This is a genomic window from Streptomyces sp. NPDC055287, from assembly GCF_053646035.1.
In genome coordinates this window covers 638,186-649,984 of record NZ_JBSHNE010000002.1, presented here as the reverse complement: position 1 = coordinate 649,984, position 11,799 = coordinate 638,186, and the positions used below count along the sequence as shown (strand labels likewise).

Annotated in this window: 8 protein-coding genes; 2 read left to right on the top strand and 6 right to left on the bottom strand. The window is 70.3% G+C overall.

Translation table 11 applies throughout. The features are described 5' to 3' along the window. Together ACWIHY_RS06185 and ACWIHY_RS06180 are read right to left on the bottom strand one after the other, a co-directional pair. Positions 1 to 512 (bottom strand): carboxyl transferase domain-containing protein (locus ACWIHY_RS06185; RefSeq protein WP_454374402.1); only part of this gene is annotated, 512 nt, incomplete at its 3' end. 164 nt (positions 513 to 676) lie between these two features. Continuing rightward, entirely contained in the window at positions 677 to 3,082 is a 2,406-nt protein-coding gene (locus tag ACWIHY_RS06180; protein ID WP_454374401.1) for a polysaccharide lyase 8 family protein, read from the bottom strand. 241 nt (positions 3,083 to 3,323) lie between these two features. Between ACWIHY_RS06180 and ACWIHY_RS06175 the strand changes: the two genes are divergently transcribed. Beyond that, positions 3,324 to 4,550: a glycoside hydrolase family 64 protein gene (locus tag ACWIHY_RS06175; RefSeq protein ID WP_454374400.1), complete on the top strand. Its 1,227-nt coding sequence runs from the start codon at positions 3,324 to 3,326 to the stop codon at positions 4,548 to 4,550. Positions 4,551 to 4,557: 7 nt separating this feature from the next. Here ACWIHY_RS06175 and ACWIHY_RS06170 read toward each other — a convergent pair whose 3' ends face one another. Both ACWIHY_RS06170 and ACWIHY_RS06165 read right to left on the bottom strand, forming a co-directional pair. After that, positions 4,558 to 6,558, bottom strand: a complete 2,001-nt coding sequence (locus tag ACWIHY_RS06170; RefSeq protein ID WP_454374399.1) for a transglycosylase domain-containing protein — start codon at positions 6,556 to 6,558, stop codon at positions 4,558 to 4,560. A 103-nt stretch (positions 6,559 to 6,661) separates the two neighbouring features. Next, positions 6,662 to 7,171 carry a hypothetical protein gene (locus tag ACWIHY_RS06165; protein ID WP_454374398.1) on the bottom strand — a complete coding sequence of 170 codons (510 nt, stop codon included), beginning with the start codon at positions 7,169 to 7,171 and terminating at the stop codon, positions 6,662 to 6,664. A 228-nt stretch (positions 7,172 to 7,399) separates the two neighbouring features. Here ACWIHY_RS06165 and ACWIHY_RS06160 point away from each other — a divergent pair, with 228 nt between their 5' ends. Continuing rightward, complete coding sequence (locus ACWIHY_RS06160) at positions 7,400 to 8,020, top strand: YceI family protein (RefSeq protein ID WP_454374397.1); 621 nt, start codon at positions 7,400 to 7,402, stop codon at positions 8,018 to 8,020. A 401-nt stretch (positions 8,021 to 8,421) separates the two neighbouring features. On the opposite strand, the gene ACWIHY_RS06155 is transcribed toward ACWIHY_RS06160, so the two are convergent. Together ACWIHY_RS06155 and cimA are read right to left on the bottom strand one after the other, a co-directional pair. After that, complete coding sequence (locus ACWIHY_RS06155) at positions 8,422 to 9,747, bottom strand: hypothetical protein (protein ID WP_454374396.1); 1,326 nt, start codon at positions 9,745 to 9,747, stop codon at positions 8,422 to 8,424. Between the two features lie 92 nt (positions 9,748 to 9,839). After that, positions 9,840 to 11,441, bottom strand: a complete 1,602-nt coding sequence (gene cimA / locus ACWIHY_RS06150; protein ID WP_454374395.1) for a citramalate synthase — start codon at positions 11,439 to 11,441, stop codon at positions 9,840 to 9,842. Positions 11,442 to 11,799: the final 358 nt, after the last annotated feature.

Below are 11,799 nucleotides of genomic sequence, written 5' to 3'. Positions count from 1 at the left end.
GGGATGACACCGGAGGCACGCGTGTTGCGCTGGAAGATGCCGCCGTAACCCGCGAGCGCGGAAACGCCCTCCTGGATACGGGCACCGGCGCCGTCATTGAGGGAGACCAGCGGCGCACCGGCCGAGATCGCCATGTCCATGATCTTGTGGATCTTGGTGGCGTGGGCCTCGCCCAGCGCACCGCCGAAGATCCGGAAGTCGTGCGCGTAGACGAAGACCGTACGGCCCTCCACCGTGCCCCAGCCGGTGATGACACCGTCGGTGTACGGCTTCCTGGCCTCCAGGCCGAAGCCGGTCGCCCGGTGCCGGCGCAGCTGCTCGACCTCCTTGAACGTGCCCGCATCGAGCAGCAGCTCGATGCGCTCACGGGCGGTCAGCTTGCCCTTCGCGTGCTGGGCCTCGGTCGCCCGCTCACTGGGGCCACGGCGGGCCTGCTCGCGCAGTGCGAGGAGTTCGGCCACCCGGCCACGGGCGTCGGTGGGCTCGCGCGGCGTCTCGTCCAAAACGGTCATGTACCGACCCTACGGAGGAGTACAAGAAAAACAGGCCGTCGACTCTTCACAGTCTCCGGCCCGTTCTCCTGTCACCAATGGACAGAACCATCCGGCCATGCAGCCTAAGTACCAGCTCGGAGCCGTCGATCATTGTGGGGGTCCGACAAGGGGCGGCGGCAGCCTCAGTTGAGAGCCACCTCACAGCGGTGGCTCGCGCCGGCCGTTCCCGGCGTGACGCGGAGCCTCAGCGTACGGCCGGTGGACAGCACCTCGACGCCCGGGTCCTTCGAGGTGACGCGGACGGCGCGGTGCTCCCAGGTGATCTCCAGGGGCTGTCCGGTGCGCGTCGGCTCGCTGACGGCGAGGGTCGCGGTGCGCCGCTTCTTGCGTACGAGCACACTCGCCGGGGCCGTCGCCGTCAGCCGCTCCACCGTGCCCGGCTGCCAGAAGTTGGCGGCCGTGACGCCCAGGGAGCGGATCGCCACCGCCTGGACCGCGCGGGTGTTGGCGAGCGTCCGCAGCCAGCCGGTGTCGGCCGCCCGGCCGGCGACGGATCGACGGGACGCACCCGGCATCAGGAGGTAGGCGTACGTGGCGTCCACCGGGTCGGTGCCGTGGTCGAACCAAAGCGTCTGGTAGCGGCGGGTGCGGCGCTCGGTGGTGCTGGTGGTGTTGATGTCGCTCCAGGAGCCGGTGCGGTCCTCGCGCAGCGTCTTGAGGTCCGCGCCGCCGGTGCCGGGGAAGACCCAGCCGCCATGGCCTTCGAGGTGGGCCCAGCGGGGGGCGGCGTGGCCGTCGTCGACGGCGAGGGGGTTCGTACCGCCTTCGCCGAGCATGCGGTTGTCCACGATCGTCTCGGCGGGTACGCCGTCGGTGGAGGTGATGCCGGCGCCGAGACAAACGACCGCATCGGCGAGGCAGAACCACGACTTACGGGCTTCGAGGGTGGAGCCGAGGCCCTTGAGATGCTGGCCGACGGCGGCGAACTCGCCGTCGGTGGCGCCGCCGACCCATTTCACGGCGGGCTTGGGGGCGCCCCACTCGCCGCCCGCCCTGTCGGCGAGCCGCTTGGTGGACACGGTGGTTCCCGGGAGGCGGTAGAAGTCCACGGTCGGCCAGAACCAGTCTGTGTACTGATCGTCCCGGCCGTTCGCCCGCTCCCCCGGCCACCAGTAGAGCATTCCGGCGCCGGTGTGCCAGCCGCGCGGGTTCTCGCCGTTGCCGCACTCGTAGTACGAGATCCGCTCCGAGGCCATCGAGAGGCCTGCCGCCCAGCCGGGGCGCCGGTGCACGGCCCGGTCCATGGAGGCGAAGAGCTTGTGCGCGACGGGCTCGGGGGCGGCGGGCACGGGCGACGCCGCGACGGCGTGCAGCCGGGAGAGGTCGGCGACGTTGAACTGCGGCGCGGTGAGCAGCGGCGTCGTACGGTCGCGCTCGATCCAGCCCTTGACGATCGCGGTCCAGCGCTCGCGCTCCGCCGCCGACGCGCCGCCCGCGAGCAAGGGGACGGCGGCGATGAGTCCCTGGCCGTGGAAGTGGTCGCTGCGCATGACCTTGCGGTCGTCGCTCTTGAGGTAACCGCGGCTGATGGCACGGCCGTTGACGCTGTCCATCATGAGGCCGTTGTAGATGAGAGGCGCGTAGGCGTTCTCGACGGAGTCGAGGATGATCTGGCGGTTCGGGTCGGTGACGGCCCAGGTGGAGCCCGCGAGGAGGGTGAAGAGCCTGCCCAGCCCGTCGAGCATGACCTGGCCGTACGTACCGGAGTAGGCAACCCAGGTGTGCTGGACGAAGGAGCCGTCGGCGTACAGGCCGTCGCCCTTGGTCACGTACGGGAAGACGGGCGACAGCGCGTCGCGGGCGAGGGCGATCTTGGCCGGGTCGCGGCCGAGGACACCGCGCAGGGCGACGGACCGGCAGAGGTCGACGCGGTTGGCGCCGGTGCTCGTGCCGGAGTAGTTCTTCAGCGCGGAGTCGGGGATGAAGTGGTCGACGGCCGCGCAGGCGGCCCGGCGCTGGGCGTCGGTGAGCTGGTCGTGGAGGGCGGCCGCTATGTCCATGAGGAGGCGGGGGCTGCCGATCTGCCACTCCCACCAGTTGCCGTAGCGGGTGGTGGAGGGGTTGTAGACGCGGGCGGAGAGGTGGTCGAGGCCCTTGATGATGTCGGCGAGGAGGGTGGCGTCGGCGGTGAGCCCGGTGCCGGGCTGGAGGTAGGCCTGGGTCATGGTCCACAGGCGGCCGTAGCTCTGGGTGATGCCGGCGGGCGGGTCGAAGGCGTAGCCGGGCCACAGGGACGTGTCGGCCGGGGCCATGGTGGCGCGGAAGCCGGCGGCGAGGCGGCCCGTCTCCGCGAGCCGGGAGGCGTAGGGCTCGGCGGTGGCGTCGAAGCCGGTGCCGAGGGAGAGCTCGACCCAGCGCAGGCGGAGCGTGTCGAACTCGTCCGCTCCGGGGGCGGATTGCGCGGCGGCGGGCTGCGTGGCTGCGGACCGCGTGGCTGCCGCTCGCGCGGACGCGGGGCCCGGGAGGGCGAGGCCGAGTGCGCTGCCGGACGCGGCGGCGAGGAAGGTGCGGCGGGACCAGTGCGGCACGGGAGCCTCCGGGGCGGAAGTGGTTTAGACCGGTTGCGTTGACCGATGGTGTAGCACGGAGGGTCCGGCGCGTTCAATGGTCTTGCGCGCCTTAGTGGAAAGCGCTTGCCTCCTGCACCGCCGCGCGTGAGTCCAGGTCCCGGTGGACGAGGATTATGAGAGCGCTCTCAGACACAACTCTTGACGCCCGCCCCAGCCGTCGCAACAGTAGAACTCCCCCCACAACAGCAGGAGTTCACCCGTGATATCCCGCAGAACGTTCCTTGCCGGCACCGCCGCAGCCGCAACAGCGCTCTCCTATCCCGTCTGGGGAAGCGCTCTCAGCCCGCACGCCGCCGCCGCGCCCCCCACCTGTGAACTGGCCCTGGCGAACAAGGCGTTGCCCGGTACGGTCAACGCCTACGTCACCGGCCACGAGCAGGGCACCGGCCGCTGGGTCCTGCTGCGCCCAGGCGGCGGGGTCTACTACCCGCAGTCCCCCTCCGCGCCCCAGACCCCGCTCCCCGTCGACTGCGCCATTCCGCTGCGCCCGGCGGGCGCGGGGCCGGTCGTGCTCACCCTGCCGCAGATGTTCGGCGCGCGCGTCTACTTCGTGCGCGACAGCAAGCTGGACTTCTTCGTGAACCCGGGCCCCGCCCTGGTCGAGCCGGCCTTCGCCACCTCCACCGACGCCAACTACGGCCGAACCTGGTCGTTCGCCGAGTTCACCTTCAATCCGCAGCAGCTCTACGCCAACATCAGTTACGTCGACCTGGTGACCGCCCTCCCCATAGGTCTCACGCTCACCGGCGACACCACCCACACCGTCGCTCCCCTGCCGGCCGGCGCGCTCCAGCGGATCGCCGACGCCCTCGTGGCCCAGAAGGGCCGCGACGGCCAGCCCTGGGACAAGCTCGTCATCCGCGGCTCGGGCGGCCAGGTACTGCGGGTGATCTCCCCGCAGAACCTGATGGCCCCCTTCTTCGACCGCCCCGCCGAGATGCCCTTCCGTAACGTCTTCGACGGCTACATCAACCGTGTCTGGGACAAGTACCGCAGCACCGATCTGCGGATCGACCTCCAGGGCGGGCGCGGCGTGCGGACCGGCCGCGTCAGCGGTGACGTCATGACCTTCACCGGCGGGCACAGCTTCACCAAGCCGTCCTCGCGTGACGTCTTCACCTGCAATCACGGTCCGTTCGCCAACAACCCGGGCGACCCCGACGACAAGAAGGCCCTGCTCGCCAGGCTCTCCGCCGCCTTCAACCGGACGACGCTCCTCACACACCCGGACCAGCCGAACGGCGCCACGGCCGCCGACTACTACCGCGATCCGGCCACCAACCACTTCGCGCGCGTGGTGCACGCCAACACCCCGATCGGCTACGCCTTCCCGTACGACGACGTACGACCGGACGGGCAGCCGGACGTCTCGGGGGCGGCGCACGACGGCAACCCCCGGCGCTTCACCCTGACCGTCGGGTCCTGACGCGGGGCTACCGGGCGGTGGCGTAGGCGGTCCAGATGCGGGGCGGAAAGACGTTGCCGCGCTCCGAGCCCGGACCGCCGACGCCCTGCATCGGCAGCAGTTGGGGGGCGCCCGGCTTCGTACGGAACATGGTGACGGCGGTGGTGAGCCCCCTGTGGTGGCCGATGAACCAGGCCGACTTCATCCGGTCGCCGTTGCCGGTCCGCCCCGCCGACGCTTCGCCGTACAACGGGCCGTCCTTGTACAGGCCCTTCTCGTACGTGGCCTTCCTGTCCCGCTCCATCGCGAGCCAGGCGATCGGGTGCAGTGTGCTATTGACGTCACGCGCCACCGAAACGTCCATCACGCGCCGCACCGCCGGCTTGTCGAAACCGCCGACCGGCGCGCCGCCCCGGAACACCTTGGTCACCGAGTAGGGCTCGGCGCGGGTGCCGCCGTTGCTGAACGTCGTGTACGCGGCCGCCAGCCTGACCGCGCTGGGCGTCGACGTACCGAGGGGGAAGGTCTTCTCCAGGCGTGCCATGCTCTCCTCGCGCAGTCCGGAGGCGACCGCCATCTCCTTCACCTTCTCGAGGCCGACATCCCTGCCGAGTTGCACGAACGTGGCGTTGGCGGACTTGATCAAGGCCTCACCCAGCGGGGTCGTCGGCGTCCACCGCCGGGTTGCCGGCATGCCCGGCGCCTCGGTGGGCACCGGCACCGGGCCGCCCGTGACGAGCCGGCCCAGACTGTCGTACGAGCTGTCCAGGGTGATCGGAACCCGGCCGTCGCGGGTCCCGTACTGGAGGGCGGCGGCCAGTACGAACGGCTTGAACGCCGAACCGGCGGGGACTCCTGCGGTGTCGGCGTTGTTGGCGAAGTGCCGGATCGCGTCGGCTCCCCCGTACACCGCGATCACGGCGCCGTCCCGGGGCCGCACGGAGGCGGCCCCGATCTCGACGTGCCGGTCCGCGGGGCGCTTGCCGGGGTCGAGGTCGCGCGCGCGGACGCGCTGCACCGCCCGCTCCAGCTGCCGCACCTTGTTCTTGTCGAAGGTGGTGTGGATGCGGTAGTCGCCGCGTGCGAGGTCTCTGTCGGTGAGGCCGGAGCGCTTCTTGACGTACTTGTTGGCGATGTCGACGAGATAGCCGGTCTGGCCGCCCAGGCTGGTCGGCTTCGACGCCTTCCGGGGTTCGGGGAACTTCTCGTACCGGGCGCGTTCCTCCTCGGACATCTTCCCGGTCTCCACCTGCCGGTCGAGGATCCAGCTCCAGCGGTCGACGGCGCGTTCGTGGTTCCCGTCGCCGCCCGCCGGGTCGTACTCCTCGGCGCCCTTCAGGAGGGCGGCCAGCACGGCTGCCTGGCTCGCGTCGAGGTCTTTGGCGGGAATGCCGTAGTAGGCGTGCGCCGCGGCCTGGATTCCGTACGCGCCGCGCCCGAACCAGCTGGTGTTGAGGTAGCCCTGGAGGATCTCCGCCTTGCTGTTGCGGTTGCTGAGCTTGAGCGAGATGAAGAATTCCCTGACCTTGCGCTCGGCCGTCTGGTCCTGCGAGAGGTAGGTGTTCTTCACGTACTGTTGCGTGATCGTGGAGCCCCCCTGGGTCTCACCGCCACCGGCCACGCTGACTGCCGCGCGGGCGATTCCGGTGACCGAGACGCCCGAGTCGGAGTAGAAGCTCTCGTTCTCGGCGGCGATGACCGCGCGCTCAACGGAGTCGGGTATCTCGGCCAGCGTGACGTTCTGCCGGTTGACCGCGCCCACGCTCACCATCTGGCTCCCGTCGGCCCAGTAGTAGATGGTGGCCTGCCGGCCCGCCTCGTCGTTCGCCTCGGGTATCCCGACGCTCAGATAGGCGACGGTGAAGAGCCCGGCCAGTGCGCCGGCACCGCCCAGGACCGCGCCCGCCACCTGCCGCCAGGACGGCACCCAGCGGCGCAGTCCGCTTCTCCCCCGGCGGGGATAGTCGATGCGGCGCCTGCGGGTGGCGGCGGGGGTGGTTCCGGGGGCAGGTGCGGGATTGCTGGGCATGCTCCGACAGCTCCTCGTTCACAAGCCCGCATCGCTGCGACGCGGGCTTGTGAGGAGAGATGAGCCGGAGCGCGATCAGGTTGTCTCGCCGGGTCGGCCCGGTTCAGCAGCCGCCGCAGTTGTAGTAGGTCACGTCCCAGTGGTTGCCCTCGTCCGCGTAGATGTTCCCGGACCCGGACTTCCACTGCGGCGCCCCGTCGCCGCGCACACCGATGTAGGTGAACGTGTTCTTGATGTAGTTCCCGACGCACGTGTACTTCGCGTAGTCGAGCTTGTAGCCGTTCCAGTGGGAGTACGTGCCGCCGGCGTGCCCGGTCTCCGTGCCGCCGGTGATGTTGAGGGCGCAGCCGCTTGCGCTCCTGAGGGTCTGAGCACCCTTCGCCGACGCGAGGTTGAGCTGCTCGAACGACGTGCACGTCGGGTTGTTGCGGTCGGAACAGCCGCCCGACGACGACCAGGTGATTCCGGACGAGCGGAACATCGAGGTGGCGGTGGCGTGGCTGATCTTGGTGACGGCGTGCGCGTCGGTCGCGCCGCTGACGACACCGAAGCCGGGCGCGAAGAGCGCGCCGAGTACGAGGGCGAGTGCGGTGAGGACGGAACGGGTTCTCACGAGGTTTTCCTCCTGCTGGTGACCGTGCTGGACCTTGGGTCGTACGGGACAGCTGTGCTGCAGGTGGAGCAAGGAGATGGTGCCCGAGTTCTACGCGCGTCGCCAGAGGTCGTCACGGCCGGATCGCGGATTCACGGAACCTAGATGTTGAAAATTGAACGACATGGGTCTACAGTTAATGTCGTTGAAGGTTAAACAACCGGATCACCCACCACCCGAGGAGGAGCCATGGCTCTGTTCAACCGCAGGAACACCACCGCCCCGGCCGCGACCGCCACCCTCGAGGTGGACCCGGCCCTGGCCGCCCTGACCGGCGACTACACCATCGACCCGGCGCACAGCAGCATCGGTTTCACCGTCCGCCACGCCATGGTCACCAACGTCCGCGGCAGCTTCGCCGACCACGAGGGCACGCTGACCCTGAACGGCTCGGACCCGTCCCGGTCCGCGGCCGCGATCGACGTCAGGATCGAGAGCATCGACACCGGCATCGGCGACCGCGACGGCCACCTGCGCAGCGGCGACTTCTTCAACGCGGAGCAGTTCCCCCTCATGACCTTCCGCTCCACGTCGGCGGAGCAGCTCGGCGGTGACGACTACCGGATCGTGGGCGACCTGACCATCAAGGACGTCACGAAGCCGCTGGCCATCGACCTCGAGTTCAACGGCTCCGCGACGGATGTGTACGGCAACGAGCGCGTCGGCTTCGAGGGCAGCGCGGAGATCCTGCGGTCCGACTGGGGCCTGACCTGGAACGCGGCGCTGGAGACCGGCGGTGTGATGGTCAGCGACAAGGTCAAGCTGACCTTCGACATCTCCGCGATCAAGAGCGCACCCGCGCAGGCCTGATCCGGCCGGCCGAGAGGCTGCTGGGTCGTTCTCCTTCAGGAAAACCCGGCAGCCTCTTGACTTGGGACGAATCGGGAGGAAAATTCCTATTACACCAGGAAACCGGAGCGAGCCGCACGGTTGACGGAGACGTTCGTCGACTTGCGTGACGACCCACTTGCAGGCTCTGGCCAGGCCCCCGGCAGATCCTCTCGGACTCAGGGCTTTCAGCGACGGCTGGAAATCATGGGACCGGGACGGACTACCGGGGACTGCATGTGTCCGGGCCCGTTCAGGGCCGGGACAACCCGGCACAGGCTGCCCGGCTCCCGTCAGGTCCGGGCAGCCGTCAGGTCCGGGCAGCCCGGCCGCCCGGAGGAGCGCCTGGAAGCCGGGGCGCCGGAAGCCGGAAGCCGGGGCGCCTAGAAGCCTCCGCCGCCGCCGAAGTCGCCGCCCCCGAAGCCACCGCCGAAGTCGCCTCCGCCGCCGAAGTCCCCGGAGTTGAAGTCGCCACCGGAGAAGTCGCCCCCCTCGTAACCCCCGGCGCCCGGGTCCGCGTAGGCGGGCGTGGAGAGCATCGAGCCGAGCATCGTGCCCATCAGCAGGCCGGGCAGGATGCCGCCGCCGTAGTAGCCGCCGATCCACGGGGCGTACGCCGGTCCCGCCTCCCAGTACGGACGGCGGCCGTCGGCCGTCTCGACCGTGCGGGACATCGGGTCCTGGCCGTCGGCCAGCCGTGTGGCGTCCGCGGCGCAGACCGGCACCCCGCGCGAGTATCCGCCGGCCGGTGCCCAGTCGACGTCGGTCGTCGAGGGGCCGTGGCGCGGGTCGAAGAAGCAGGGTGGGCGGCGTTCCGGCAGCGGAGTGCCCTCGCGGCGCGCGGCGAGTACGGCGAGTGAGAACCGGCCGTCCTCCAGCGCCTCGGTGACCCCGCGGGCGTCCTCCGCCCTCGTGGCTCTGACCATGGCCGACTTGGCCTTCTCGTACGCGTCCAGGGCGCGCTCGTAATCGGCGCGCATCGCGTCGTCGGCGCCCGGTTCCGCGGGGTGGAAGTCGAGGCGCTCCAGGGTCTCCCCGAAGGCGGTGATGTCCTCGTCGACCACCACGCGCACCTTCTCCAGCGCGGCCCGTTCACGCGCCGCCCTCCTGTTGCGGTTGCGCTTCGCCACCAGGAACACACCGCCGACAGCGGCGACGAGCACCAGACCGAACGTCACGAGACCGACGACGGAGGACGGCCCGCTCGCAGCGCCGTCCCAGCCGCTGGGGGCGCTGCCCCGCGTCTGCTCGAGTGCGTCGTCGACGAAGGTGTTCAGCTGGGTGACGGCGTCACTGCCGCCCGCCGGCTTGACGGAGGCGGTGAGGTTGGCGACCGCCTGACGCGGCATCACACTCGGGTCGGCGCCGGCGTTGAAGCCGTCGCCGAGCCTGACGGCGTACACGCCGGTGATTCCGGTCTTGGTCCGCAGCTCCGCCAGCAGACCGTCCTCGGGGAACTGCGCGTTCTGCGGCAGTACGGCGACGAAGACCGGCTTGTCCGCGTCGAGGATCTTCTCCTCGAGAGCGTCCGCCTCGCGGGGCGGCAGCTGGTCACGGGCGCCTTGATCGACGTACACCGGCCCGTTGCGGAGTGAATCCGCCACAGCGTCGAGGCCCGTGGCAGCCTGCGCCCCCGGCGCCACGGCGAGTGCGGTGGCCGCCAGCGAGAGCAGCAGCCCTGACAGGGTGGAGAACAGTCGGGTCCTCATACCTAAAAAGTACCCGAAAGGGTGGAAATTAAGACAGATGCGTTTGCCGATAAGGGGGTGACTCCCGGGGCAGCCACCCCCTGGTCCGGAATCTACTCGGCGGGCTCGACGCCCGCCTTCAGCAGGCCGTACGTGTACGCGTCCTCCAGGGCCTGCCAGGACGCCGCGATCACGTTCTCGCCGACGCCGACCGTGGACCAGTCGCCCTCGCCGTCGCCGGTGGTGATCAGCACGCGGGTCGTGGACTCGGTGCCGTGCGTGCCCTCCAGGATGCGGACCTTGTAGTCGATCAGCTCCAGCTTGGCGAGCTGCGGGTAGATCCGCTCCAGGCCGACCCGCAGCGCGCGGTCCAGGGCGTTGACCGGACCGTTTCCCTCCGCCGTGGCGACGATGCGCTCGCCCTTGGCCCACAGCTTCACCGTGGCCTCGTTGGCGTGGGTGCCGTCGGGGCGGTCCTCGACGATGGCCCGCCAGGACTCCGTGCGGAAGTAACTGAGGGCGCGGCCCTCGGCCTCCTCGCGCAGGAGGAGCTCGAAGGAGGCATCGGCCGCTTCGTACGTGTACCCCTTGAGCTCGCGCTCCTTGACGCGGGCGACGACGCGGCCGACCAGCTCTCGGTCGTTGCCCAGGTCGACACCGAGTTCCTTGCCCTTGAGCTCGATGGAGGCGCGGCCGGCCATGTCGGAGACGAGCATCCGGATGCGGTTGCCGACCAGGCCCGGGTCGATGTGCTGGTACAGGTCGGGGTCGACCTTGATCGCGGAGGCGTGCAGGCCGGCCTTGTGTGCGAAGGCGGAGACGCCGACGTACGGCTGGTGGGTGGAGGGCGTCAGATTGACGACCTCGGCGATGGCGTGCGAGATGCGGGTCATCTCGGCGAGCGCACCGGACGGGAGGACCTGCTTGCCGTACTTGAGTTCCAGGGCCGCGACCACGGGGAAGAGGTTGGCGTTGCCGACCCGCTCGCCGTAGCCGTTGGCGGTGCACTGGACGTGGGTGGCGCCCGCGTCGACCGCGGCCAGGGTGTTGGCGACCGCGCAGCCCGTGTCGTCCTGGGCGTGGATGCCCAGGCGCGCGCCGGTGTCGGCGAGGACGGTGGCGACGACGGCCTGGATCTGGGCGGGGAGCATGCCGCCATTGGTGTCGCAGAGGATGACGACGTCGGCTCCGGCCTCCGAGGCCGCCCGTACGACGGACTTGGCGTACTCGGGGTTGGCGCGGTAGCCGTCGAAGAAGTGCTCGCAGTCGACGAAGACGCGGCGGCCCTGGGCGCGCAGGTACGAGACCGTGTCGCGGACCATCGCGATGTTCTCGTCGAGCGTCGTGCGCAGGGCCAGTTCCACGTGGCGGTCGTGCGACTTGGCGACCAGGGTGACGACGGGGGCGCCGGAGTCCAGGAGGGCCGCGACCTGCGGGTCGTCCTCGGCCCTGGCGCCGGGGCGACGGGTGGCGCCGAAGGCCACGAGCTGCGCGTTCTTGAACTTGATCTCGGCCTTCGCGCGGGCGAAGAACTCGGTGTCGCGCGGGTTGGCGCCGGGCCAGCCGCCCTCGATGAAGCCCACGCCGAAGTCGTCCAGGTGCCGGGCGATGGTCAGCTTGTCGGCGACCGTCAGATTGATGCCTTCGCGCTGGGCGCCGTCGCGCAGCGTGGTGTCGAAGACGTGAAAACTGTCGTCGGGGCCTGAAGTGGTCATGGCTTTCTGGACTCCTGTCGAGTGGAAGGACTGGCTCCACTTGCCCCCATCATCGCGCGCGCCTCGCCCCGGCCGTGATGGGGCCGGGAAACGAAAAAACCCCTCGCGGGTGCGAGAGGTCTGCGCGCGGGTCTGGGGCACGGTGGCCGCGCCGTACGGGGTGGTACGGAAGCGGTCACTGGGGACCGGCGCGCCTGCTGCCCATAATCACGGCGAACGAGAACACGAGGGCAGTCTGGCACGTTCGCCGTGGCGTGGTATCCCCGTCTCACGATGCGGGCGGGCGTGTCCGCCGCCCGCCCGCATCGTGCCGCCCCCGCCCGCATCGTGCGGGGCCTCCCCCGCATGGTCACGGGCG